Below are 23,575 nucleotides of genomic sequence, written 5' to 3'. Positions count from 1 at the left end.
TGGCGCCGCCTGGCGCTATCTTCAATTCGCAGTGTAGAAAGCGGCGGAAAAGCCTGGCTATCGTTCTTAAGAACGAGGGACGGCGACGACAGCGGCGGCTGTAGCACGCGCAGGGCGGCGAAAGCTTGACCCAGGCAAGCATTGAAAAGCGCTGTAAATTCAGCGGGAAAAGCGGTGAACTATTTCATTAACCTATTAATGAAAATCGCGATAAATCCGAACGAAAAAGCCCTGATTAACGCAGTGTCATCTTGTTATTTATGTATTTTATTGCAATCGGCCTCACGTTGTTAATATGTTTTTATTGTGTTGCCAAATTGCTACAACTATGCTTGTATCGTTCATATATTGACCGCCAACCTTCTCCAGATTGAACGATAAAGGGAGGAACACGAATCATGCACAGCACCGCATCCGATGCCTTTATCAACAGCTGTTTGGCGACCATTACGCACCTGATCCCGGTGTCTGCCGGGGTGTTTTATCTGGTCGATCGCGACCTGCGGCCGGATCACTACATCCTGCACGGCATGCCCGATAAAACGCATCAGCAGTATCTGAACCACTTCCAGCAGATAGATCCGCTGCAGCCGGCCAATTTCCATCGCCAGGACATCACCATGGTCGGCATGAGCCCGGCGGCGATCGCCGGCAACCGCCGCTATTACCACGACTTTATGCTGCCGAACGACATGCGCGACATGACGGAGATTTTTATTCGCCAGCGTAAGCGCATCGTTGCCGGTGTGTCGCTGATCCGCGATACGCCGTTTACCGAAGTGGAGCGCGGCCGCCTGCGCGCGGTGCTGCCGCTGATCGAGCTGGCGACGCGCGATCTGCTGCCCGACAGCGAGGCGCAGCTGTTGACCGCCAAAGAGCAAGAGATCGTCAACATGGTGCGCGAAGGCGCCAGCAATAAGCGCATCGCCCTGAAGCTGGGCATTTCGCTGTCTACGGTGAAAACCCATATGCGCAATATTTTCGCCAAAACCGACGTGGTGAACCGCACCGAACTGGTCGCCGGCGGTTTTCTCGCTCACGGTTAACGCCCGATAACGGCCGCCGCTGCCGGCGGCCGGAAAATAACGCCAGAACATATTCGCCATTTATGGCGCGGCTTCCCCCTGCCCGCAATCGGGCCGGGCGGGATATTTCATCGTTACTCAACGCTTGGGGAAAAGGTTTATGTCCAGTGATTCGGTTTCCGCGCCCGCCGTCGGCGCGGCGCTCCCCTGCCCGCCGCGGCTGCTGACCGCCATTATCGTCTTCGCCGCCATTGCGCCGGGCATTCTGATGACCGCCCCCGCCGTGGCCGCCCAGCTCGCGACTCAGTGGCAACTCGGCCCGGCGCAGATCGGCCACCTGTTCTCCACCGAACTCGGCGCCATGAGCCTGGCCACGCTGCCGGCGTGGTGGTGGATCGGGCGCATCAACTGGCGGCGGGTCGCTACGCTGTCGGCGCTGGTGTTTATCGCCGGCAACCTGGCTTCGGCGCTGGTGCAGGATTTCACCCTGCTGCTGCCGCTGCGCTTTATCGCCTCGCTGGCGGGCGGCACCCTGATGATCCTGTGCATCACCTGCGCCGCCGGCACCGCCAACCCCAGCCGGGTGTATGCCTTCTGGGTGCTCGGCCAGCTGGTGCTGGGCGCGGTCGGGCTGCTGGTGCTGCCGCCGCTGTTCGCGCACTTCGGTCTGATGGCGGTCTACCTGATTTTGGCGGCCATCATGCTGTGCTGCCTGCCGCTCATCCCGGCGTTCCCCAACGGTTTTACCGCCGCCCGCGCCGCCCGCAGCGGCCCCGCCGCCTCGCTGGCGCGCAAGCTGTGCGCCGTGCTGGCGGTGCTGACCTTTTACATCAGCCTGAGCGCGGTCTGGACCTTTATCGGCGGCATCGCCGCCGGCGCCGGGCTGTCGCCGGCCCACAGCGGCCAGGTGCTGGCCGTCGCCACCTTGCTCGGCATCGTCGGCGCCGGCGCCGCGGCGCTGATCGGCGCGCGCTTCAGCGGCGGGCGCCTGATCGTACTGGGGTACGCCCTGCTGCTGGCCAGCGTGGCGCTGCTGACAGGCCAACCCCTGCTGCTGCGCTTCGCCCTGGCGGCCCTGCTGTTCAAATTCACCTGGACCTTCGTGCTGCCATTCATTCTGGCGCGGGTCGCCGGGCTGGATAACGACGGCAAGCTGATGAACGGCATCAACTTGGTGATCGGCGGCGGTATGGCCATCGGCCCGACGCTGGCCGGCTCTTTAATCGAATATTCCGGCGGTTTCAACGCCTTGCTGTTCGGCGCGCTAGGCTGCGCGCTGCTGTCGCTGCTGTTGATTTCGCTGGCTTCACCGCGCGCACCGCGCCGTATAACAGGAGGAGAAAGGTGAAAAAAACAACCGGTTTCTTGTTTGATGAACGCTGTTTCTGGCACAGCACCGGCCTGCACGCCACCACCCTGCCGGTCGGCGGCTGGGTGCAACCGCCTTCGGGCGCCGGCCACGCCGAATCGCCGGAAACCAAGCGGCGCATGAAGAATCTGATGGACGTGTCCGGCCTGTCGCGCCAACTCACCCTGCTGAGCGCCGAACCGGCGACGGAAGAAGACCTGCTGCGCATCCATCCCGCCCACTACCTGCAGCGCTTCAAACAGGTGAGCGACAGCGGCGGCGGCCTGCTGGGGGAGGAGGCGCCGCTGGGGCCGGGCAGCTATGAAATCGCCAAACTCTCCGCCGGACTGGCCTGCGCGGCGGTGGAGGCGGTGCTGCAGGGCGAGCTGGATAACGCCTATGCGCTGTCGCGCCCGCCGGGCCACCACTGCCTGCCGGATCAATCGATGGGCTTCTGTTTCCTGGCCAATATTCCCATCGCCATCGAGCGCGCCAAGGCCCGCTACGGTCTGGGCAAGGTGGCGGTGCTCGACTGGGACGTGCACCACGGCAACGGCACCCAGCATATCTATTGGCAGCGCGGCGACGTGCTGACGCTGTCGCTGCATCAGGACGGTTGCTTCCCGGCGGGCTATTCCGGCGAACAGGATCGCGGCGAAGGCGCCGGGGCAGGCTGCAATGTCAACGTGCCGATGCTGGCCGGCGCCGGCGACGACGGCTACCTGCACGCGATGCGGCGCATCATTATCCCGGCGCTGGAAAAATTCGAGCCGGAGCTGATCATCGTCGCCTGCGGTTACGACGCCAACGCGCTCGATCCGCTGGCGCGCATGCAGCTGCACAGCGACAGCTTCCGCGCCATGACCGCGCTGGTGCAAGACGCCGCCGACCGGCTGTGCGGCGGCAAGCTGGTGATGGTGCATGAAGGCGGCTACGCCGAATCCTACGTGCCGTTCTGCGGGCTGGCGGTGATGGAGCAGCTGAGCGGCGTGCGCACGGAAGTGCAGGATCCGCTGCTAGAGTTCATCCAGCAACAGCAGCCGCGCGACGCCTTCAACCGCTTCCAGCGCGAAGCGCTCGACGAACTGGCGCGCCAGTTCGGCCTGTAATCCCCTCTCTGCGGGCGCCGCATCCGGCGCCCCTGACAAGCTCGCCGCCAGCCGCTACGCTGAAGGGCAACCCTACCACCATGAGAACAATAACATGTCCGAACAAACCGTCAGCTTTATCAAAGGCCGCCACGGCGACATCGCCGTGCACGACTGGGGAAACGACAAGCCGCGCTATCTGGCGCTGCTGGTGCACGGCTACGGCGAGCATCTCGGCCGCTATCAATACGTGGCGCGCACGCTACAGGCACAGGGGGCGCGGGTATTCGGCCCCGATCATCTGGGCCACGGCCTGTCGCAGGGCGAGCGCGTGCTGATCGAGGATTATGACGCCATCGTCGACGACGTTCAGCGCGTGGTCGAGCATCTTCGCCAACAGTATCCGACGCTGCCGCTGGTGGTGATCGGCCATTCGATGGGCGGCATGATCGCCACCCGCTACGTGCAGCGTTATGGCGAGGAGGTGCGCGCATTGGTGCTGTCCGGCCCGCTGCTCGGCGACAGAACGGCGATTTCCGATCTGGCCGAGCTGCCGACGATCCCCGACGCGCCGCTGGATACCGCCACCCTGGCGCGCGATCCGGCGGTTGGCGCGGCCTATCAGGAGGATCCGCTGGTGTGGCACGGGCCGTTCAAGCGCCCCACCCTGCGCGCCATGCAGCGGATCCTCGCCGCCATCAACGCCGGGCCGGGGTTCGGCGCGCTGCCTACGCTGTGGATCCACGGCGACGACGACCGGCTGGTACTGATGAGCGAAACGCAAACCGCGCTCGATCGTCTGCAGGGCGACGATTTCGAACGGATGATCAACACGGGCGGGCGGCACGAGAGCTTTAACGAAACCAATAAGGATCAGATCCTCAAGCGGGTAACCGACTTTATTGCGCGGGCGTTAGGTTAAGGCGCTCCCCCTCGGCATTCAGCCTGCTGAGGGGGGCATGACGGCGTCAGCCCTCGACGATGGCGAGGTAGTGTTTGACGAAGCGATCCGAGGTGATGTCCCAGCGCACCGGGGTGCCCTTCTCGACGAACCAGGAATCGCCGGCCTGATACTGCACCGATTCGCCGGTGCGTTCGTTGGTCAGGGTGGCGCTGCCTTCCCACACCGTGGCGTGCTCGGCGAACGGGTACTCCATCACGAAGCTGCCGCGGGTGCAGCTGAACACGCCGCAGTTCAGGTTGTCGGTCGGTTCGCCGAAGATGCTGGCCACGCCGACGTTTGGCGTGCCGGCGATCACCGTGGCGCCCAGGTTGCTGACGCTGCCGATCTCCAGCAGTTCCGGCAGCGGTTGTTTAAGCAGTAACGGTTTCATGTCATTCTCCTCTGAGGGTTAACGGCGGCCTTTCCAGTAGCCGGATGTCTGGTGCCAAACCTTACCGGCGGTGGTCATCACTCGCCGCAGCTTGTCTTTGCCGAAGATGTTGACGTGCGGGATCGAGCTCATCAGATCGTAGCGATCGGATCCTTCGCTCATGCCCTCCGCCAGCACCTTGCACACGATGTGGCTCGGCGTCACGCCGAAGCCGGAGTAGCCCTGCACATAAAACACGTTGTCGCGATCCGGCAGCGTGCCGATCTGCGGGAACAGGTTGGCGCTGCAGCACAGCGGGCCGCCCCAGGCCAGATCGATCTTCACGTCTTTCAGGTACGGGAACACCTTCAGCATCAGGTTGCGGTTCCAGGCCTTGAGATCCGACGGGAAATATTCGATCAGGCGGGTGGCGCTGCCGAACAGCAGCCGGTTCTCATTGGTCACCCGGTAATAGTCGATCACCGGGCGGATGTCGCTGTAGGCGCCGCGGATCGGGCTGATCTGACGGATCAGATCGTCAGACAGCGGCTCGGTGGCCAGCTGGAAGGCGTAGGTGTTGATGGTCTTGCGGTAGATCTGCGGTTCCATGCCGTTGAGAAAGCCGTTGCAGGCCCACAGCATCTTGTTGGCGCGCACCGAGCCCATGGCGGTGCGCACCGTGATGCGCGGCCCGTACTCCACGTTGAGCACGCTGCTGTTCTCGAAGATTTTCACCCCGTAGCCGCTCAGCGCCTTGGCCTCGCCCAGCAACAGGTTGAGCGAATGCACGTGGCCGCCGCCCATGTGTTTCAGCGCGCAGGTGTAGGCGTCGGAGCCCACCACCTGCTTCACCTCCGCCCCGGTGTAAAGCTCGATCTCCTCTTCCGGCGCCACCGCCCTGAACTCCTTCAGCCAGCCGCGCAGGGTCTTCTCCTGACGCGCGTTGCTGCCGAGATAGCCGTAGCCGAAGCAGAAGTCGGCGTCGATGTCATATTTCTTGATGCGCTCGCGGATAATGCCGGCGCCGAGGTTGCTGATCTTGAAGATGGTTTCCAGCCCGGCCGGGCCGACGTGGCGTTTGATCTTCTCCAGATCGTGGCCGATGCCGGCCATCACCTGGCCGCCGTTGCGCCCGGTGCCGCCGTAGCCCAGATAGCGGCCTTCGAGGATGGCGATGTTGGTGATGCCCTTCTCCGCCAGCTCCAGCGCGGTGTTGATACCGGAGAAGCCGCCGCCGATGATCACCACGTCGACGTCCAGATCCTCTTCCAGCGTCGGGAAGCGCAGATCGTATTTTTTGGTCGCCGCGTAGTAGGTTAAGGACTCGATTTCGTTGTTCACTGTCGCACTCCCGATTGCCTATGCCATGACATCGGATTATCGGGAGCCGTGGGATTGTCCGCTATGTCCCCTTAGGGACATTCGCTACAAAAAATTAACATTCACGCGCTGCGCCGCTGCGGGGCGGTCAGCAGCAGGCTGAACAGTTCGGCCTGCGAGCCGATGTTCAGCTTGCCGTAGATGTTCTTGCGGTGATTTTTTACCGTGCCGAGGCTGATGAACAGCCGGTCGGCGATCTGCTGCGAACCGCAGCCGGCGAGGATCAGATCGACGATCTCGCGCTCGCGCGGCGTCAACAGATAGCGCGCCTGCGCGCCGTCGTGGTTCTCCGTGTCGGCCTCGGCCGGTGCCGCCACCACTTCGCCGTGCAGCCGCGCCACGCTTTTTACCAGCGTCAGCGCGCTGCGCAGATCCGCCCGCTGCGGGTAACGCACCGCCACCGTGCGGCGCGCCGAGCCGAAAAATACCCCCAGCCCGCGCTCCGGCGTCAATTGCAGCAGCACGCCGGCCTCGTCGTGCCAGCCGGTCTTGCGATAAAAGTTACGGTAATAGTCGCTGTGATAAAACCCGCAGGGCGCCAGCTGGCGCAGCGTCAGCACCTCGCCTTCGCCGCCGTCGTTCAGCGCGCGGTAAAACGGATCCTGCAGGTAGGCGCCCTGTTGGTAGATCTGGTTGACCGCATCGCTGTTTTCCCGCTCGGTTTTGATCAGGCAGCGCGGCGGCCGGCCGCGTTCGAAGGCATAGACGATGGCGTTGTCGAAGGCGAAAAACCCTTCCAGCCAATTCAACAGGCTGGGATAAAAGCGCGGGCTGGCCACCGCATCGATCACCGCAGACAAGCGTTCAACCTGAATATCCATACCCGCCTCGCCATTATTAATACATTAACAATCTACCGATTTCGGATGGGGTTGGCCGCACGACGGCCGGTACTGTTAAAAAAAGCATCCGGCGCGCCGAAATGCAAGAACGAGATCGTTTACATGTTAAACAACTCACAGGTTGCCGCAGCGGGGAAAGCGGTGGCCGCTCCGCGCCCGCTGGCTTATGCTGTGGCATCGCGCCCCGCAACGCCGTCAAGGAGACCTCATGTCCGTCAGCCATATCATCGCCAACCGCCAGACCTGGTTCGGCCACGGCAGCATCCAGCAGCTGCCGCCGCTGCTGCTGGCCGATCCGCAGCCGACGCTGCTGTTCAGCTGCCGCTCTTTTCTCAACGGCCCGGTGTACGCCGGCCTGCGCGAAGCGCTGACGCCGCTGCTCATCGGCACTGAGATCGTCAGCCACGAGGCGTCGCCGCAGGAAATAGACGCCTGGGTGGCGCGCTGGCGCGGCCAGGCGCGGCGCGTGGTGGCCATCGGCGGCGGCAGCGTGCTGGACGCCGCCAAGGCGTTCTCCGCGCTGGTGGAGCACCCGCTGCCAACGCTGCGCTATATGGAAAAAGTGGGCGACAGCAAAATCAGCGGCGCCACCCTGCCGCTGATCGCCATTCCCACCACCGCCGGCACCGGCAGCGAGGTGACGCAGAACGCGGTGATCACCGATACCCAGGTCAGCAAAGTGAAAGCCTCGCTGCGCCATAATAACTTCGTGCCGCACACCGCCATTCTCGATCCGCAGCTGCTGGCCGGCGCGCCGGACAAGGTGCTGGCCTACTGCGCCATCGACGCCTTCACCCACCTGTTCGAGGCCTATCTGTCGAAAACCGCCGGCGCCATGACGCGCGATATGTCGCTGAGCGGCATCCGCCACTTCCTCGCCGCCTGGCCGGCGCTCAACCGCAGCGACGCGGCGCGCGAAGCGATTATGCAGGCTTCCTACCTCGGGGGGCTGACGCTGAGCGCCGCCGGGCTGGGGGTCATTCACGGCATCGCCGGCGAGATCGGCGCGCTGCGCGACTACCATCACGGCCAGGTCTGCGGCCGCCTGCTGCTGCCGTTCCTCACCCTGCTGGAAAGCAGCGAACAGCCGCAGCAGCGCGCGCTGATGGCCGAGCTGGCCGCGCGCCTGTACCCGCACTGGCAGGGCAGCCCGGAGAGCTACCTGACCGATTTCATCACCCGCCACGCCATCGCGCCGTTCTGGCAGGACGATTTGCCGATTTCCGGCCAGGAATTGGCGGTGGCGCTGGAGAAATCCAACAGCAAGAATTCCTGGATCGACTATGCGCCGGCGCAGCGGCAACGGATGATCGAAGAGGCGTTTCGCGTCGAATGATTATATAATCAGATCAACGCACTAGCAGGAGTTAAGGAAATGGGCATCATCGGCTGGATCTTCGCCGGCATCGCGGTCGGCATCCTGGTCGGCGCGCTGATCAGAATCTTCGGCAAGAAGAAAGAGCAGTAAGCGTCACGCTGTTCCGTGGGCCGCCAGCAGGCACTCATGGAACAGCTTCACCACCCGTTGCGGCACCGGCGAGCGGCGCAGCACGCTGGAGTATTCGCAGTGATAGCGGAACAGCGCCGGTTTGATCGCCCGCATCAGGTTCTGCGCCACAAAAAACGCCGCGTAGTGATCCGGCAGAAAGCCGACGTATTTGCCGGACAGAATTAACGTCGCTATCGACTCCTGCGCAAACCCCGTCGCCTTGCGATGCAAATGTTGCTGCAGGCTCAGTTCCATATTCGGCGAATGATAGCCTAATCCGGCGAAGGCATAATTGTGCAGCAGATCCCAATTTAATGTTTCATGGGGGCCGGAAAATAATTCATGCTGCGCGCCGCAATATAAGAACATCCTCTCACTGAATAACGAATGATAAGATAAACTTTCCGCGCTGCGGTGCATGGGAATAACCCCAACCTGAAATTGCCCGTCAATAACGCCGCGTTCAATGGTATTAATCGGCTCCACATACATTTGCAAAGAAACCTCCGGCGCGCGCTCGCTGAATAACGCGATAGCCCGGCCGATCTGCGCCTGCGGATTGCTGACCGTATGGTCGAATATCGCCACGTGCAGCTGCCCGCCCATGCGCTGGTGCACCTCGTCCACTCCGCGACGGAAGGCCTCGGTGGCCGCCAGCAGGTTGACCGTTTCCTGGTAGATCAACAGCCCCTCATCGGTGACCGCAAAGCCCTCGCGCCCGCGCTGGCACAGCGTCAGGCCCAGCCGCTGTTCCAGATCCTTGATGTGCTTGCTGATGGTCGACAGGCTGATGTTCAGCTCCAGTTCGGCGGCGCTCATGCCGCCGCAGTCGACCACGGCCTTGAATACCCGCAGCAAACGCAGATCCATATCCGACAATTGTCCCAGCAACGCGCGCTTTTTTACTTGCATAAAACCTTAAGTAAGTTTCGACATATGATTATTCACAGTAGAGAACAAGCGGTACATAGTCAATTTCGCACAACAATTCGTTAACAACTCATTTTATTTAATTAATCGCACTTATTTTCCTGCCCGGAGGAAAACATGGCCGCTGAAAATTATTCGCTTAATCGTCTCGATGCCGCAGGGTTAGAAGCCCATTGGATGCCTTTTACCGGCAACCGCAATTTTAAAGCGCAGCCGCGCATCATTACTCAGGCCGCAGGGGCGTATTACACCAGCCACGACGGCAGAAAGATTTTCGATGGCCTGTCCGGATTGTGGTGCTGCGGATTGGGGCACGGCCGGCAGGAAATCACCGACGCCGCCCAGCGCCAGCTGGCGACGCTGGATTACTCGCCGGCGTTTCAGTTCGGCCACCCGCTGTCGTTCGAGCTGGCCAACCAGATCAAGGCGCTGACGCCAGCGGGGCTGGATTACGTATTCTTCACCGGCTCCGGCTCGGAAGCGGCGGACACCTCGCTGAAAATGGCGCGCGCTTACTGGCGCGCCAAAGGCCAGGCGGGCAAAACCTGCTTTATCGGCCGGGAAAAGGGCTACCACGGCGTTAACTTCGGCGGCATCTCGGTCGGCGGCATCGCCGGCAACCGCAAGGCGTTCGGCGCCGGCGCCGAGGCGGATCACCTGCCGCACACCCTGCTGGCCGGCAACGCCTTTTCGCGCGGCATGCCGCAACAGGGGGTGGAGCTGGCGGATGAGCTCAGCCGCATCATCGCGCTGCGCGACGCCTCGACGATCGCCGCGGTGATCGTCGAACCGTTCTCCGGCTCCGCCGGGGTGATCGTGCCGCCGGTCGGCTATCTGCAGCGCCTGCGCGAGATCTGCACCCAGCATGACATTCTGCTGATCTTCGACGAAGTGATCACCGCCTTCGGCCGCTGCGGCGCGATGACCGGCGCCGAGGCGTTCGGCGTCACGCCGGACATCATGAACATCGCCAAACAGGTGACCAACGGCGCGCAGCCGATGGGCGCGGTGGTGGTGCGGCCGGAGATCTACCACACCTTCATGAACGGCGGCGAGCCGGACTACCAGCTCGAATTCCCGCACGGCTACACCTACTCCGCCCATCCGGTCAGCTGCGCGGTCGCGCTGGCGACGCTGGACATCCTGCAGCGTGAACAGATGGTGGAGCGCGTGCAGGCGCTGGCGCCCTATTTCGAGCGCGCGGTGCACAGCCTGCAGGGGGCCAAACACGTCGCCGACATTCGCAATATCGGCCTGGCGGCCGGCATCACGCTGGCGGCGCGGCCCGGCGAACCGGCGCGGCGCCCCTTCGAGGCGGCGATGCGCTGCTGGGAAAGCGGATTTTACGTGCGCTACGGCGGTGACACCCTGCAGTTGGCGCCGCCGTTCATCAGCAGCGAGGCGCAGATCGACGCGTTGATCAACGCCGTCGGCGACGCCCTCAACGCCACCGAATAAGGAGATAACCATGACCATTACCCATTGGATCAACGGCGAGCCCGCCGCCGGCGGCGAACGCAGCCAGCCGGTTTACGACCCGGCCACCGGCCAATCTGCGCAGGAGGTGCAGCTGGCCGACCGCGCCACGGTGGAGCGCGCCATCGCCGCCGCCGAACAGGCCTATCCCGCCTGGCGCGATACCCCGCCGCTGAAACGCGCGCGCATCATGATGAAGCTCAAGGATCTGCTGGAGCAGCATGCCGACGCCGTCTGCCAGTTGATCACCGCCGAGCACGGCAAAGTGCTCAGCGACGCCCTGGGCGAACTGCAGCGCGGCATCGAGAATATCGAATACGCCGGCTATGTGCCGGAACTACTGAAAGGCGAACACAGCAAAGAGGCGGGCCCGGGCATCGACAGCTGGAGCGAGTTTCAACCGCTGGGAGTGGTGGCGGGCATCACGCCGTTCAACTTCCCGGCGATGGTGCCGCTGTGGATGTGGCCAATGGCGGTCGCCTGCGGCAACACCTTCGTGCTGAAGCCTTCCGAGCGCGTCCCTTCCGCCGCGCTGTATATCGCGCGGCTGGCGGCGGAAGCCGGGCTGCCGCCGGGGGTGCTCAACGTGGTCAACGGCGATCGCGAAGCGGTGGAGACGCTGCTGCATGACGGACGCGTCAAAGCAATCAGCTTCGTCGGTTCGACGCCGGTGGCGGAGCACATCTATCACACCGGCTGCGCGCAGAACAAACGGGTGCAGGCGCTGGGCGGCGCCAAGAACCATGCAGTGGTGCTGCCGGACGCCGATATCCCCGGCGCGGTCGGCGCACTGATGGGCGCGGCGTTCGGCTCCTGCGGCCAGCGCTGCATGGCCATCCCGCTGGTAGTGGCGGTGGGTGAAGGCACCGCTGAAGCGCTGATCGCCGGGCTGCGGCAACAGATGGCCGCCATGCGCGTCGGCCCCGGCAGCGACAACCGCAACGACATGGGGCCGCTGGTGACCCAACAGCATTATCAGAAGGTGAAAGGCTATATCGATCAGGGCGTGGCCGAAGGCGCCGAGCTGCTGGTGGACGGCCGCGAACTGCGCGTGACGGACGCCGACGGCCGCCCCAGCCAGGGGTATTTCCTCGGCCCGACGCTGTTCGACCGCGTGACGCCCGGCATGCGCATCTATCAGGAAGAGATCTTCGGCCCGGTGCTCGGCGTGGTGCGCGCGGCGTCGCTTCAGGAGGCGATGGCCTTGATCGACGCCCACGAATACGGCAACGGCACCTGCCTGTTCACCCGCGACGGCGAAGCGGCGCGTTACTTCTCCAGCCGCATTCAGGTCGGCATGGTGGGGATCAACGTGGCGCTGCCGGTGCCGGTGGCCTACCACTCGTTCGGCGGCTGGAAGCGCTCGCTGTTTGGCGATCTGCACGCCTACGGCCCGGACGCGGTCAGGTTCTACACCAAACGCAAGACCGTGACCCAGCGCTGGCCGGCCTCCGGCGACGCCCGGCGCGCCAGTTTCAGCTTCCCGTCGGGGCAGGGGTAACACATAAGAACAATAAACTTCCGGGGAGCAACGCTCCCCGGCATTTCGCGCGCTCCATTTGATTCCTGCGTACAGCCTGTGCAGCAAAACAATTACTCACTCACACGTTAATGGAGTCGTTAACCATGCAAGAGTCCGCCCCTGAACACACTTTCAAAGGCAATCTCAGCGTCCTCGACGTGGTGATGATTACCGCGTCCGGCGTGACGCCGGCCAGTTCGATCTTCGTCATCGCGCCGCTGGCCATCGCCAGCGCCGGCAGCGGCGCCTTTCTGTCGTTTCTGATCGCCGCCTGCGTCGCCGCCACCATCGCGCTGTGCTATGCCGAGCTCGGCGCCGCGCACCCCAGCGCCGGCGGCGAATACAGCATCATCAAACGCCTGTTCGGCACCCTGTGCGGGTTGCAGACCTATCTGTTTATTCTCAGCGCCGCGCTGTTCGTGCCGGCGGTGCTGGCCACCGGCGCCGTACCCTATCTGAATACCGCGCTGGGCACCTCATTCGACGCCTCCACCGCCGGCATGATCACCGTGCTGATCGGCGGCGCCTGCGCCATTTTCAACATCAAGGCCAACGCCCTGCTGACCGGCGCCTTTCTGGTGGTGGAAGTGGCGGTGCTGGCGCTGATCGCCTGGCTCGGTTTCAGCCATCCGCATCAAAGCGCGGAGATCCTCACCGCGCCGGTGATGCTGGACGCGCAGGGCAGCCTGGCGCCGGTGTCGCTGCCGCTGATCGTCGCCATGGTCGGGGTCGCGCTGTTCTCCTACAACGGCTACGGCGCGGCGGTGTACATGGCGGAAGATATGCGCGAGCAGGGCAAACCGATGGCGGTCGCGATCATGCTGACGCTGGTCATCGTGGTGCTGGTGGAACTGGTGCCGTTCACCGCCCTGCTGATCGGCTCGCCGTCGCTGGCGGAGATGGCCAAACAGGCCGACCCGGTCGGCTATGTGGTCACCCAGCTCGGCGGCCCGACGCTGGCGCGGGTGGTGAGCGGCGCGATTTATCTGTCGGTGTTCAACGCCATTATCGCCATCGTGGCGCAGTTCAGCCGCATGATGTTCGCCAGCGGGCGCGACGGTTTCTGGCTGCCGGCGTTCAACCGCGCGCTGAAAATCATCCACCCGCGCTTCGGCACCCCCTGGATCGCCACCCTGTTATTCGGCGTGCCCTCGGCGCTGCTGGCGTTTTGCTCCGATCTCGAATCGCTGACCTCGTTCACCGTGATCCTGCTGCTGCTGGTGTACACCATCATGGCGGTGGCGGCGCTGATCAGCCGCCGTCGCCGCCACTTCCATCACCCGTACCTGATGCCGCTGTGGCCGCTGCCGGTGCTGGCGGCGCTGCTGTGCTGCCTGTACGTGCTGTGGACGATTTTGATCGCCAGCAGCCTGAAAGACTTTATTATCATTGCCGGCATCATCGGCTTCGGGCTGGCGCTGAACCACTTGCGCGGCCGCCAGACGGCGCCCCTCGCCGCCCCCTCAATAGAAGGAGAATAACCATGACGCAGCGCGCTCAGGATCTGGGCATCACCATCGGCCAGGGCACGCCCGGCCCGCTGAACGCCATCACCGACGTGCCCGGCGTGCGCGTCGGCCATGCCAGCCTTCATGCCGATTTGGCGGACGGGCGCAGCGTGCGCACCGGCGTGACGGTGATCGAACCGCGCCCCGGCTCCGCCCGCCACGCCCCCTGCTTTGCCGGCGTGCACGTGCTGAACGGCAACGGCGACGCCACCGGCCTGGAATGGGTGCGCGAAGCGGGGCTGCTGACCAGCCCGATCGCCTTCACCAACACCCACAGCGTGGGGGTAGTGCGCGATGCGCTGATCGCGCTGGAACGCGAAGCGCTGCCCGCGAGCGACAACGCGGTGTACTGGAATATGCCGGTGGTGATGGAAACCTTCGATGGCCTGCTCAACGACATCAACGGCTTTCACGTCAAGGCCGAGCACGTGCGCCAGGCGCAGCAGGCAGCCCGTGGCGGCTTGCCGCAGGAAGGCGCGGTCGGCGGCGGCAGCGGCATGATCTGCCATGAGTTCAAGGGCGGCAGCGGCACCGCATCGCGCCGCTTGCCCGCCGATCAGGGCGGCTGGACGGTGGGCGCCATCGTGCAGGCCAACCACGGCAAGCGCGAGTCGCTGCTGGTCGGCGGTTATCCGGTGGGCCGCCACCTGGGGCATATCCCCTCGCCGTTCACGCCGCAGTTGCCGCATCCCGGCATGGGCTCCATCGTGGTGGCGCTGGCCACCGACGCGCCACTGCTGCCGCACCAGTGCGCGCGGCTGGCGCAGCGCGCCAGCATCGGCATCGCCCGCACCGGCGGCGGCACCGAGGATTCGAGCGGCGATATCTTTATCGCCTTCGCCACCGGCAACGACGGCCTGCCGCCCGCCGACTACGCCAATAAAGGCGATTTCACCACGCCGCTGCGCATGGTGAACAACGACTACATTTCGGCGCTGTTCGCGGCGGCGGCGGAAGCGGTGGAAGAGGCGATCGTCAATGCGCTGCTGGCGGCCAATAGCGTCAGCGGCAACGGCCATCGGGCGGAAGGGCTGAGCGCCGAGCAGCTGGTGACGGCGCTGGAGAAGGCCGGCTGGCGGCGATAAAAAAACGGGGCGCGGGGATTAACCGCGCCCTGCTTATCAGGATCCGCCGCCCGGCTTGGGCGTCGGGTAATCGTAATCCAGCTTCAACGGCTCGGCGTAGACGCTGTCCCACAGCTGTTGATACAGCTGGTCCAACCGCCCGCTCATCGCCGCGCTGTGCAGCACCAGCTCCAGATTGCGCGAGTTGTCCAGATAGCCGCCGGTCCAGTTGCTGGTGCCCACCCAGGCAATCTCATCATCGATGGTCATCAGCTTGCTGTGGATCACCCGGGCAAACGGGATGAAGCCGCTGCTGGCCGGCGGAATGGTCACCACCTTGATCTGCACGTTCGGCACCAGCGCCAGGCTCTTCAGCCAGGCGATATCCGGCTTTTTGGTGTTCCAGTTGGCCACCATCAGCTCGATCTGCACGCCGCGCGCCGCCGCGCTGCGCAGCGCATTGTCGATCACCGCGTAGAAGGGGCGGCTGCGCTCCGGGCCAAACGACAGCGGCGCGTAGTCCATCACCTGCACCCGCACCCGCCGTTTGGCGTCGGCCAGCAGGCGCGGCAGCTCGGCCTGCGAATCGAGCACGCCCGCCGGATTGTAGGCGCGCGGGCTGGCCACCAGATAGTTGCCCTGCGGGGGCGCGGTCGGCGGCGAATCGGGCAGCGCCGGCACCGGCTTATCCTGCGCCAGCAGCGCCTGCGCCCGCCAGTCCTGTTCGAAGATCGCCTGAATTTGCCCCACCACCCTGGCGTCGCTGATGCGCAGCCCGGTTTCGTGAATATGCTCCAGCGCGCGCCAGTCGAAGTTCTGGCTGCCGACAAACGCCTGTTCGCCGTCCACCAGCAGATACTTGGCGTGCAGGATGCCGCCGCTCAGCTTCTGGTAAGGAATGATGCGCAGTTCCAGATTGGGGATCGCCTTCAGCTGCTCCAGCGTCTCGGCGGTGGAGTTGCGGATGCCTTTCTCCTCCAGCAGGAAGCGGATTTTCACCCCACGCTCACCGGCCGCCTTCAGGCGCTGCAGCACGCCGTCCAGCAAGGAGCCGTCCTGATTCGCCACGTAGAACTGCCCCAGATCGATGCGGGTTTTCGCCGCGTCGAACATCTCGCGCCACACCTCGGCGGTGTTGCGCAGGTCGTCGGCCTGCAGCGCGGTTTCTACCGGTGCGGTATACACCAGCTCGTAACCGGGAATCGCAAAACGCGCCGCAGCGCTCTGGCTCAACATCAACAAACAACCGCCCCACAATGCCGTATAAAGGCGGCCGAACGGCCGCCGTGTTGGATGGCCATTAGGCATAGCGCGGCGCCCCGCTGTCAACCCATTGTTCGCCGCTGCCGCTCTCCGGGCGGCTGGCCGGCTGACCGGCGCGGATCAGCAGCACCTTCAGCAGCTCGTTGATGCGCTCCATGCGGCTCTGCAGGAAGTTGTTGGCCACCAGGCACAGCAGCGCGATGGCGATGCCGAGGCCAGTGGCGTACAGCGCGGTGCCCATCCCGGCCGACACCAGGCTCGGCTCGGACACCCCCGAGGCGGCCAGCGCCTTGAAGGTTTCGATGATCCCCATCACCGTGCCCAGCAGCCCCAGCAACGGCGCGGCGGTGACCACAGTTTCCAACAGCCACAGGCCGCGCGCCATCGGCGGCTTGCTCAGCAGATACTGGGCGTCGATCAGATCGCCGATCGCCTCGCGATCGCCGGCGCGGTGTTTCTGCGCCAGCACCGGCGCGATCACCGCCATCGGCAGGCTGTTGCGCTGGGTCAGCGCGTCCGGCAGATCGGCCGCGCGGCGCACCTCCGGCGTCAGCGCCTGCTCCAGCCGGCGCGCCTGGCGCTGGGTATAGGCGAAGTACAGCGTGCGTTCGATGATGATCACCAGCGCGATCGCCAGCGCGGCGTACATCACGTAGAAAATAATGTCGTGCAACAGATTGGCGTCCATACAGGGTTCCTCTTCCCCGCCGCCCGGCAGGCAGCGGGGCGTTCAGTTAAAAGGTGGCTTCCAGCGAGACGCTGAAGGTGCGTTCTTCGCCGACGTTGTAATACGGGGTGCTGGCCTTCACGCCGCCGTAGGGCGCCGCGTTGAAGGTGGTGGTGCGCACCGAGGTCAGGTATTCCTTGTCAAACAGGTTGCTGATGCCAAAACGCAGCGCGGCGCTTTTGACGATTTTCTTGTCCACCGGCAGATGCACCCCCGCCGCCAGATCGAACACCGTGCGGCCGCCGATCTTCTCGTCGTTGGTCAAGTCGCCGTAGAATGCGCTGACGTACTTGCCGCTGACGCTGCCGTAATACAGCCCGTCGTCATAACCCAACGTCATGTTCAGCAGGTTTTTCGGCACGTTCGGCACCTCTTTACCGGAGGTCGGCAGCGGCTGCCCGCCGTTGCTGACGATGTCGCTCTTCTGCTTCGATTGGGTATAGGTATAAGAGGTGTAGTAGTTGAAGTTATGCGGCAGTTGGCCGCTCCACTCCAGCTCCAGCCCTTTGTTCTCCACGTTGCCGATGTTCATCATCTCGTAGTCGCCGGCCGCGTTGGTGGTGGAGATTTGGCGATCGCTGTAGCGCATGTAGAACAGCGTGGCGCTCAGCAGCATGTCCTCTTGCTGGAAACGCCAGCCCAGTTCGTGGTTCCAGCTCAGCTCCGGCTTGGTGCTGAGCGAGTCGCCGACATTGTACAGCACGTAGTTGGGCGGCGTGCGCATGTTGCGCGTCAGGTTGTAGAACACCTGGTTTTCCTGGTTCACCTTATAGCTGGCGCTGAAGTTCGGCAGGAATTCGTGATAGGTGGCTTTGCGCTTCTCCGGCACGTTGTACAGGCTGCCGCGGTTGTCCCCTTTACGCTCCACATACTGATAGGCCAGGCCGCCGACGAAGGTCCAGTCCGGCGTGGCAAACCAGGTGTCCTGCAGCCACACTTTCTGTGCCGGGGTGATGGTGTACTGGTTGCGCCCCTGCACGGTGTTGCCGTTGGCGTCCTTCACCTGATCGGAACCGCCGGGTTTCCCCCAAATCTGTGACGGGTTGCCGTCGCCCTTGATGCTGATGAACGGCTGAGTCTGCAGTTGGCGCGCGCGTTCATACCAGTAGCCGATATCCAGGCTGTGCTGATCGTTAATGTCCCATTTCAGCTTGGTGGTGATGCCCGGCCGCCAGGTCTGGGTCCACGACGGGCGGTAATAGGTGTTGGACTGCAGGTTGCTGAGGTCATACTGCCCGGCTCTGTCCGACGTGCTGGACAATACCGACGCCGTCTGGCCGTTGAAGCTGCCGCCGTTGCCCCAGTAGTAATACGGCTGCAGGGTCAGCGACAGGTTGTCGCGCAGCTGCAGTTTCTGGGTGAACGACAGCGTAAAGTTCTCGAACGGGTTGCGTTCAATCTTGTAATACTTGTTCAACTGCCCTTTGCTGTTGTACTCCGGCGAGGTGACATAATCGGTGTCACGGCCGTCGTTTTGGAACTGCGCCTTGCTCAGGGTGTTGTAGTTGGTGTTGTTCTGGCGGTTGTACTTCATCACCAGATTGCTGCTGTTGCCGTTGCCGTCTTCATACAGCGAATTCATCTCGAACTTGTCGGAGTACAGCCGCCCCTCGCCGCGCCATTTCTTCGCCTCGGTGTGCGAATAGGAGAGCCAGTTGCTGAAGCCGTTGTACTCGCCGGTCTCCAGGCGGGCGAAGGTTTTGCTCAGGCTGTTGCTGCCCAGCGTCTGCTTGACGAAACCGCCGAAGTCTTTCGCCGGGCGGCGCGTCACCAGGCCGATGTTGCCGCCGCTGGAGCCGATGTGCGGGCCGTCCGCTTCGGAGGAGCCCTGGGTGACGAACACCTCCTCCAGGTTTTCCGCGTCGCCCAGCAGGTTCGGGTAGACCGCGTAGTTGCCGGAGTCGTTGATCGGGATGCCGTCCATCGACAGGCCGATCTGATCCGAGTTCATGCCGCGCATGGTGTAGTCCACGCCGCTCAGGCCGCTGGCGTCGTTGCTGTTGACGTTCAGGCCCGGCGTGTATTTCAGTTTATCGATGGCGTTGGCCGCCGACGGCATTTTGTTCATCGCCTCTTTGGTGACGGTGGAGCGCGCCTTGGCGCTGTCATCCTGCACCATCATGCCGCCGCCGAGCGACTGCCCCTTGACGCTGATGGTGCCGACATCGGTGGCGTCGGCCGCCAGCGCGGCGCCCGGCAGCATCGCCGACATCACCGCCAGATAGATCCCAGAACGATTAAACGATTTCATTGTGTGCATCCCATAAAAATCAAACGATTAACCCTTGCGCTAAGGCGCCTGATAATTGAACGTCGCGGTAAATCTTTTGGTTGTTTGCCCGGCGAACGCCTCGCTCGGGAACGGCTTTACTGAACTGATGCTTTGCAGGCTGCTCATCGCCGCGCGATTCAGCAGCATGCTGGCGGCCTTGTTGGCGATGCCGGAAGAGAGCACCCGCCCGCTGCGATCGACCTCCAGCCACACCTCGACGTTGCCCTGCGGGCGCTCAAGCGAGGCCTGCCGCCCGCTCGGGTAGCGCTTGCGCTGTTCCAGCTCACGGCGCAAGGCCAGCAGGTAGCCGTTTTCTATCGCCTGCGCGTTCACCTTCGGCGCCGCGGGGGCGGCCGGTGCGGGCTGCGCCGCCGGTTTGCTGACCAGCGCGCGCGGTGCGGCGGGCGCCGGCGTCGGTTTAGGTTTCTCTACCGGTTTGGCTTTCTCTTTCACCGGTTTGGGTTTGGGCTTCGGTTGCGGTTTCGGCACCGGCTTGGCTTCCACGATCGGTTCCGGCGCCGGCACCACCGGTTCGGGGATCGGCTCCGGCTCCGGCTCCGGCTCCGGCTCGGGCGGCGGCGGTTCGGGCTGAGGCTCCGGCGGCGTTTCCGGTTGGGGTTCCGGCGCCGGTTCAGGTTCCACCAGCGCCAGTTCAATGGCGGTTTCGTCGTAGCGCGGCTGGATCTTCAGCGCCGCCTGTTGGCTGGCGAACAGCAGGCAACCGGCGACAATCAGCGCCGGCAACCAGCTGAAAAGATGACGTGAGCGATAGAGCAGATACATGTCACAGCTTCCGTGTCGCGATGGAGACGGAGAAGAAGCCGCCCTGGCGCAGGTTATCCATGACCGCCACCAGCCGCTCGACCGCCACACCTTTATCGCTGTTGACGATGATGGTGGTGGTCTGGTTGGCCTGCTGCTGTTGCTTCAGCGTGTTGACCAACGCGTCGAGCGCGATCGGCTGGCCATCCAGCTGCAGCTGTTCGTCGGCCCCCAGCGTGATGATCGCTTTCTTCTGCGGTTTCAGCTGTTGCGCGCTGCCGGCGGACGGCAGCTGCGTTTTCAGCCCGAGCGCCGGAATGACGTTCAGGCTGATCAAGACGAAAAACACCAATAAAAACATCATCACGTCGATCATCGGGATCAGTTCGATGTGCGCTTTGTTCTTTTTCGGTTCGTTCCAGTTACGCATGACACTCCCTCCAAAAGCGAAGCAGCCAATATAGGAGGGGTTTGTTTACCTTTTGTTACGCTTGTGTGATCTTATTTTCACAGCGGAGATTTTTTGCGAGAATTTTTTCAATGGCGGGCAATAAATGCGGAGATATAACTCATTAATTAGCGATAGTTTTTAATGGAATAATTGCAATGTGGGCCTAACGCCGTGCGGATGACGAGACAATAAATGTGAAAATAGTGACAAGCTGCGCCAACCGGTGGCGGCTTTGCCTCTCACCTCCCAGCGATATCTGCTATTTTTCCCAAGAAAATTCCCAACCCCCCTCTTTAAAACACTCGCCAAAAATAAATGCGACTATATTTAACCAAATAACACCCTTCATTGAATGGAATATTGCCAATCAAATATCAGCTGTTATATTTTTAAAGTGAAATAGCGCTACGGCGTTATTTTAGAATTTAATTAAACCCACTAAGTCACCCTTTTATTTATAAGGATTGTATATGAAAGTACTTAGTCAATATGAAGAACAGTACGTTAGCGGTGGCGATCTGAACGCGGCCTGGGATGGGCTGTTGGACGGCGCCATGACCGGCGCGCTGATCGCAGGCAAATCCGCAGGCGCAGGCGGCTTTATTGCCGGTGCGGTCGGCCAATTGGTCGGCACCATCATCGGCGGCGTTGCAGGCGGTGTGGGGCTGGGTCTTTATGGCCTGACGCATACGCAGCAGGAAGTGGCCGACTACGCGAAACATTTCCGCGAGACGATCGGCTCCACTTCGACCTCGGTCGGCGGCAGCCTGTAAACATGAATGAATAGTCACCCTTGCGGTGGCTATTTATTTTATTACAGCACCGTCCCTAATGTCGCGCGCTGCGCTCTTTATGGTTATGGCATCCCTGTATTTTTTCAAACCTGATGTTATCGCACCGGTATTCAATTGAGAAACCATCCACGGGCTGAAAGCGAATGGCGTTAATTTTACAGCCGCCATTAAGTTATTGAGATCGACCCACGCATAATCCGCCACTTCATCCGGATTAGCGCAGAGAGCGCCTTTACAATACGCGGCAAATACCGGGCAAACCTCATTCTCCATGATGCCGGACACGTCGGTCGCCTGATAACTGAAGGCGTCGCTCAGCAGCATTATCTGCTCGACTTCCGTGCCCAATTCAACCTGAGCGCGACGTATAACGGCCTGCGTCAGCGCCTCTTGCGGCAGGGGATGCCCACAAAAAGAATTGGTCCAGCCCCCCGGCCAGGCGGTTTTGCTCAACGCGCGCCGGGTGACCAACACTGCACCCTCGACAGTAAACAGGTAGCATGAAAAAGCCAGATGCAGCGGCGTATGCCGCGTGTGGACCTGATCTTTGGGCATCGTCCCGCAGGGCTGCCAGGCGGCGTCAAGCAGAACGACGTCTTCATTTTTCATCATTGGTATTTCCATGAAAAGGCGGGCTTTTCCCCGCCTGCGGTTTCATTTCCTCAGAAGAGGGGGAATGGTCGGCACTTCCGGCGCATTATCGATATCCTGCTGAGTCATGCGAAACTCGGGCGGATAATGCTCCCGTTCCGTTCTGCGAGCAGGTTCGGTATTACGCCAGGTATAAAGGCAGTGTTGACACTGGTATACCGTCCACACACCCTTGACCGGTGAATGCGCCATGACGTCTATCTGTTTATCGGCACAACGAGGACAAATCATAGGAACTCCTTAATGACGGTTAGCCAGCATGGCGGTTAATTTATCCACCCACAGGGCGGTTTCTGGTAAATCCTTGACCGGCTGGCTGTAGTGGCCGCGCGTATCCGGAGCCACCGGCGTGGTCGCGTCAATGATGAGTTTGTCCGTGATCCCCGCCGGGCTGGAGCCGGGATCCAACTCCAGCACCGACATATTCGGCAATTGCACCAAATCGCCGGCCGGATTGACCTTGGCGGACAGCGCCCACATAACCTGCGGCAGGTTGAAGGGATCGACATCCTCATCGACCATGATCACCATTTTCACATAGCCCAGCCCATGCGGCGTGGTCATCGCCCGCATCCCCACCGCGCGCGCGAAACCGCCGTAACGCTTTTTAGTGGAAATGATGACGAGCAACCCGTGGGTATACATCGCATTAACCGCCTGCACTTCCGGAAACTCGGCTTTCAACTGCTGATACAGCGGCACACAGGTGGCCGGCCCCATCAGGTAGTCGATTTCTGTCCAGGGCATGCCCAGATACAGGGATTCGAAAATCGGCCGCGAGCGGTAAGAAACCTTATCGATGCGCACCACCGTCATGTTGCGGCCGCCGGAATAGTGCCCCGTAAATTCGCCGAACGGGCCTTCAATCTCGCGCTTGCGGCCTTCAATCACCCCTTCAATGATGACTTCGGAACCCCAGGGCACATCAAAGCCGGTCAAGGGGGCCGTCGCTATCGGGTACGGGCTTTCACGCAGGGCGCCGGCCATTTCATACTCCGACTGATCGTATTTGAGCGGCGTCGCCCCCATCAGCGTAATGATCGGGTCATTGCCCAGCGTAATGGCGATAGGCAGATCCTCGCCGCGCTCTTCTGCTTTATGCAGATGCAGCGCGATGTCGTGCATCGGCACGGGCTGCAGGCCCAGCTTACGCTTGCCCTTCACCTCCATGCGATAAATGCCGACGTTTTGCTTGCCGAAGTGGGTCGGATCTTCAGGATCGCGGGAAACCACGCAGGCCTTATCCAGGTAGAATCCACCGTCGCCATCGTTTAAGCGAAACAGCGGCAGGATCTCAAACAGATTAATCTCCTCACCGTTGACCTCATTCTCGGCCCAGGGCGGATTATCGCGACGTTCCGCAGAGACGGGAAAATGATCCCAGCGGCGAATATACTCATCGATTTGCTGCTTCACCGGCGTGGCCGGCGGGAGCCCCAGGGCTATGGCGTGATTCTGCCATGACCCGATGGTGTTCATGACCACATGCGCGTGTTCAAAGCCTTTAATGTTCCTGAATGCAATGGCGGGGGCGCCCTCACCAATTCTGCCTGTGGCGTTGGCTGCCGCGGCGATATCCGGTTCCGCCTGAACCTCCTCGGTAATATCGAGTAATTGTCCGGCCTCATCCAGCGCCGCTAAATAACTTCGCAGATCGTCATAAGCCATAT

Annotated in this window: 22 protein-coding genes; 10 read left to right on the top strand and 12 right to left on the bottom strand. The window is 62.4% G+C overall.

What is annotated here, in order from left to right:
• The first annotated feature begins 398 nt into the window (after window positions 1-398).
• The 4 genes from AC2CGQ_RS17700 (at window position 399) to AC2CGQ_RS17685 (ending at window position 4,383) form a co-directional block, all read left to right on the top strand.
• Window positions 399-1,046 (top strand): helix-turn-helix transcriptional regulator, encoded by a 648-nt coding sequence (locus tag AC2CGQ_RS17700; protein WP_004933198.1) that lies wholly within the window; start codon window positions 399-401, stop codon window positions 1,044-1,046.
• A gap of 139 nt (window positions 1,047-1,185) precedes the next feature.
• Entirely contained in the window at window positions 1,186-2,373 is a 1,188-nt protein-coding gene (locus AC2CGQ_RS17695; protein WP_015376520.1) for an MFS transporter, read from the top strand.
• The gene (locus AC2CGQ_RS17690; RefSeq protein ID WP_021505266.1) at window positions 2,370-3,482 is read left to right on the top strand and encodes a class II histone deacetylase; all 1,113 of its coding nucleotides are present in this window, start codon (window positions 2,370-2,372) and stop codon (window positions 3,480-3,482) included. Before AC2CGQ_RS17695 ends, AC2CGQ_RS17690 begins: the two co-directional genes overlap by 4 nt.
• A gap of 94 nt (window positions 3,483-3,576) precedes the next feature.
• Window positions 3,577-4,383, top strand: coding sequence for an alpha/beta hydrolase (locus AC2CGQ_RS17685; RefSeq protein WP_021505267.1), 807 nt, complete (start codon window positions 3,577-3,579; stop codon window positions 4,381-4,383).
• A gap of 46 nt (window positions 4,384-4,429) precedes the next feature.
• Here AC2CGQ_RS17685 and AC2CGQ_RS17680 read toward each other — a convergent pair whose 3' ends face one another.
• From AC2CGQ_RS17680 to AC2CGQ_RS17670, 3 genes are all read right to left on the bottom strand, one after another.
• Window positions 4,430-4,795: a cupin domain-containing protein gene (locus AC2CGQ_RS17680; RefSeq protein WP_015376517.1), complete on the bottom strand. Its 366-nt coding sequence runs from the start codon at window positions 4,793-4,795 to the stop codon at window positions 4,430-4,432.
• An 18-nt stretch (window positions 4,796-4,813) separates the two neighbouring features.
• A complete protein-coding gene (locus tag AC2CGQ_RS17675) occupies window positions 4,814-6,115 on the bottom strand; it encodes an NAD(P)/FAD-dependent oxidoreductase (RefSeq protein ID WP_015376516.1) in 1,302 nt (433 codons plus the stop codon).
• Between the two features lie 101 nt (window positions 6,116-6,216).
• Window positions 6,217-6,975 carry a helix-turn-helix transcriptional regulator gene (locus AC2CGQ_RS17670; protein ID WP_015376515.1) on the bottom strand — a complete coding sequence of 253 codons (759 nt, stop codon included), beginning with the start codon at window positions 6,973-6,975 and terminating at the stop codon, window positions 6,217-6,219.
• Window positions 6,976-7,204: 229 nt separating this feature from the next.
• On the opposite strand from AC2CGQ_RS17670, the gene AC2CGQ_RS17665 reads away from it, so the two are divergent.
• Complete coding sequence (locus AC2CGQ_RS17665; protein ID WP_021505269.1) at window positions 7,205-8,332, top strand: iron-containing alcohol dehydrogenase; 1,128 nt, start codon at window positions 7,205-7,207, stop codon at window positions 8,330-8,332.
• A 135-nt stretch (window positions 8,333-8,467) separates the two neighbouring features.
• Here AC2CGQ_RS17665 and AC2CGQ_RS17660 read toward each other — a convergent pair whose 3' ends face one another.
• Entirely contained in the window at window positions 8,468-9,397 is a 930-nt protein-coding gene (locus AC2CGQ_RS17660) for a LysR family transcriptional regulator (protein WP_021505270.1), read from the bottom strand.
• Window positions 9,398-9,532: 135 nt separating this feature from the next.
• Between AC2CGQ_RS17660 and aptA the strand changes: the two genes are divergently transcribed.
• The 4 genes from aptA to AC2CGQ_RS17640 all read left to right on the top strand — a co-directional run bounded on the left by aptA (window position 9,533) and on the right by AC2CGQ_RS17640 (window position 15,006).
• The gene (gene aptA, locus AC2CGQ_RS17655) at window positions 9,533-10,873 is read left to right on the top strand and encodes an omega-aminotransferase AptA (protein WP_099981764.1); all 1,341 of its coding nucleotides are present in this window, start codon (window positions 9,533-9,535) and stop codon (window positions 10,871-10,873) included.
• 10 nt (window positions 10,874-10,883) lie between these two features.
• The gene (locus AC2CGQ_RS17650) at window positions 10,884-12,392 is read left to right on the top strand and encodes a CoA-acylating methylmalonate-semialdehyde dehydrogenase (protein ID WP_484593795.1); all 1,509 of its coding nucleotides are present in this window, start codon (window positions 10,884-10,886) and stop codon (window positions 12,390-12,392) included.
• A gap of 125 nt (window positions 12,393-12,517) precedes the next feature.
• Window positions 12,518-13,894 carry an APC family permease gene (locus tag AC2CGQ_RS17645; protein ID WP_088381212.1) on the top strand — a complete coding sequence of 459 codons (1,377 nt, stop codon included), beginning with the start codon at window positions 12,518-12,520 and terminating at the stop codon, window positions 13,892-13,894.
• Between the two features lie 2 nt (window positions 13,895-13,896).
• Window positions 13,897-15,006 (top strand): DmpA family aminopeptidase, encoded by a 1,110-nt coding sequence (locus AC2CGQ_RS17640; RefSeq protein WP_015376510.1) that lies wholly within the window; start codon window positions 13,897-13,899, stop codon window positions 15,004-15,006.
• A gap of 36 nt (window positions 15,007-15,042) precedes the next feature.
• Here AC2CGQ_RS17640 and AC2CGQ_RS17635 read toward each other — a convergent pair whose 3' ends face one another.
• The 5 genes from AC2CGQ_RS17635 to AC2CGQ_RS17615 are packed head-to-tail and all read right to left on the bottom strand — an operon-like array spanning window position 15,043 to window position 20,439.
• On the bottom strand, window positions 15,043-16,293 hold the full coding sequence (locus tag AC2CGQ_RS17635) for a phospholipase D-like domain-containing protein (protein ID WP_351007049.1): 1,251 nt from the start codon (window positions 16,291-16,293) through the stop codon (window positions 15,043-15,045).
• On the bottom strand, window positions 16,286-16,936 hold the full coding sequence (locus tag AC2CGQ_RS17630) for a MotA/TolQ/ExbB proton channel family protein (protein WP_016929215.1): 651 nt from the start codon (window positions 16,934-16,936) through the stop codon (window positions 16,286-16,288). The genes AC2CGQ_RS17635 and AC2CGQ_RS17630 overlap by 8 nt, the downstream gene beginning before the upstream one ends.
• A gap of 46 nt (window positions 16,937-16,982) precedes the next feature.
• Window positions 16,983-19,226: a TonB-dependent receptor family protein gene (locus AC2CGQ_RS17625; protein WP_118892473.1), complete on the bottom strand. Its 2,244-nt coding sequence runs from the start codon at window positions 19,224-19,226 to the stop codon at window positions 16,983-16,985.
• 39 nt (window positions 19,227-19,265) lie between these two features.
• A complete protein-coding gene (locus AC2CGQ_RS17620) occupies window positions 19,266-20,030 on the bottom strand; it encodes an energy transducer TonB family protein (RefSeq protein WP_172575130.1) in 765 nt (254 codons plus the stop codon).
• A gap of 1 nt (window position 20,031) precedes the next feature.
• Window positions 20,032-20,439, bottom strand: coding sequence for an ExbD/TolR family protein (locus AC2CGQ_RS17615; RefSeq protein ID WP_004933244.1), 408 nt, complete (start codon window positions 20,437-20,439; stop codon window positions 20,032-20,034).
• A gap of 491 nt (window positions 20,440-20,930) precedes the next feature.
• On the opposite strand from AC2CGQ_RS17615, the gene AC2CGQ_RS17610 reads away from it, so the two are divergent.
• Window positions 20,931-21,233 (top strand): DUF5862 family protein, encoded by a 303-nt coding sequence (locus tag AC2CGQ_RS17610; RefSeq protein ID WP_004933246.1) that lies wholly within the window; start codon window positions 20,931-20,933, stop codon window positions 21,231-21,233.
• Between the two features lie 33 nt (window positions 21,234-21,266).
• On the opposite strand, the gene idi is transcribed toward AC2CGQ_RS17610, so the two are convergent.
• The 3 genes from idi to AC2CGQ_RS17595 are packed head-to-tail and all read right to left on the bottom strand — an operon-like array spanning window position 21,267 to window position 23,573.
• Window positions 21,267-21,866, bottom strand: a complete 600-nt coding sequence (idi, locus tag AC2CGQ_RS17605; RefSeq protein ID WP_164123179.1) for an isopentenyl-diphosphate Delta-isomerase — start codon at window positions 21,864-21,866, stop codon at window positions 21,267-21,269.
• Window positions 21,867-21,908: 42 nt separating this feature from the next.
• Window positions 21,909-22,136 (bottom strand): non-oxidative hydroxyarylic acid decarboxylases subunit D, encoded by a 228-nt coding sequence (locus AC2CGQ_RS17600; protein ID WP_004933250.1) that lies wholly within the window; start codon window positions 22,134-22,136, stop codon window positions 21,909-21,911.
• A gap of 9 nt (window positions 22,137-22,145) precedes the next feature.
• Window positions 22,146-23,573 (bottom strand): non-oxidative hydroxyarylic acid decarboxylases subunit C, encoded by a 1,428-nt coding sequence (locus AC2CGQ_RS17595; protein ID WP_172575129.1) that lies wholly within the window; start codon window positions 23,571-23,573, stop codon window positions 22,146-22,148.
• Between the last annotated feature and the right edge of the window lie 2 nt (window positions 23,574-23,575).

Source organism: Serratia sp. DFXYC6, assembly GCF_057196085.1.
This window is presented reverse-complemented; position numbering and strand designations above follow the sequence as displayed.

Excerpts from the sequence above, each read along its gene's own strand:
- AC2CGQ_RS17665 (WP_021505269.1), top strand. The coding sequence starts at position 7,205 with ATGTCCGTCAGCCATATCATCGCCAACCGCCAGACCTGGTTCGGCCAC.
- AC2CGQ_RS17685 (WP_021505267.1), top strand. The coding sequence starts at position 3,577 with ATGTCCGAACAAACCGTCAGCTTTATCAAAGGCCGCCACGGCGACATC.
- AC2CGQ_RS17620 (WP_172575130.1), bottom strand. The coding sequence starts at position 20,030 with ATGTATCTGCTCTATCGCTCACGTCATCTTTTCAGCTGGTTGCCGGCG.
- AC2CGQ_RS17680 (WP_015376517.1), bottom strand. The coding sequence starts at position 4,795 with ATGAAACCGTTACTGCTTAAACAACCGCTGCCGGAACTGCTGGAGATC.
- AC2CGQ_RS17700 (WP_004933198.1), top strand. The coding sequence starts at position 399 with ATGCACAGCACCGCATCCGATGCCTTTATCAACAGCTGTTTGGCGACC.
- AC2CGQ_RS17635 (WP_351007049.1), bottom strand. The coding sequence starts at position 16,293 with ATGCCTAATGGCCATCCAACACGGCGGCCGTTCGGCCGCCTTTATACG.
- aptA (WP_099981764.1), top strand. The coding sequence starts at position 9,533 with ATGGCCGCTGAAAATTATTCGCTTAATCGTCTCGATGCCGCAGGGTTA.
- AC2CGQ_RS17625 (WP_118892473.1), bottom strand. The coding sequence starts at position 19,226 with ATGAAATCGTTTAATCGTTCTGGGATCTATCTGGCGGTGATGTCGGCG.
- AC2CGQ_RS17600 (WP_004933250.1), bottom strand. The coding sequence starts at position 22,136 with ATGATTTGTCCTCGTTGTGCCGATAAACAGATAGACGTCATGGCGCAT.
- AC2CGQ_RS17630 (WP_016929215.1), bottom strand. The coding sequence starts at position 16,936 with ATGGACGCCAATCTGTTGCACGACATTATTTTCTACGTGATGTACGCC.
- AC2CGQ_RS17595 (WP_172575129.1), bottom strand. The coding sequence starts at position 23,573 with ATGGCTTATGACGATCTGCGAAGTTATTTAGCGGCGCTGGATGAGGCC.
- AC2CGQ_RS17660 (WP_021505270.1), bottom strand. The coding sequence starts at position 9,397 with ATGCAAGTAAAAAAGCGCGCGTTGCTGGGACAATTGTCGGATATGGAT.
- AC2CGQ_RS17645 (WP_088381212.1), top strand. The coding sequence starts at position 12,518 with ATGCAAGAGTCCGCCCCTGAACACACTTTCAAAGGCAATCTCAGCGTC.
- AC2CGQ_RS17610 (WP_004933246.1), top strand. The coding sequence starts at position 20,931 with ATGAAAGTACTTAGTCAATATGAAGAACAGTACGTTAGCGGTGGCGAT.
- AC2CGQ_RS17615 (WP_004933244.1), bottom strand. The coding sequence starts at position 20,439 with ATGCGTAACTGGAACGAACCGAAAAAGAACAAAGCGCACATCGAACTG.
- AC2CGQ_RS17695 (WP_015376520.1), top strand. The coding sequence starts at position 1,186 with ATGTCCAGTGATTCGGTTTCCGCGCCCGCCGTCGGCGCGGCGCTCCCC.
- AC2CGQ_RS17640 (WP_015376510.1), top strand. The coding sequence starts at position 13,897 with ATGACGCAGCGCGCTCAGGATCTGGGCATCACCATCGGCCAGGGCACG.
- AC2CGQ_RS17670 (WP_015376515.1), bottom strand. The coding sequence starts at position 6,975 with ATGGATATTCAGGTTGAACGCTTGTCTGCGGTGATCGATGCGGTGGCC.
- AC2CGQ_RS17650 (WP_484593795.1), top strand. The coding sequence starts at position 10,884 with ATGACCATTACCCATTGGATCAACGGCGAGCCCGCCGCCGGCGGCGAA.
- idi (WP_164123179.1), bottom strand. The coding sequence starts at position 21,866 with ATGATGAAAAATGAAGACGTCGTTCTGCTTGACGCCGCCTGGCAGCCC.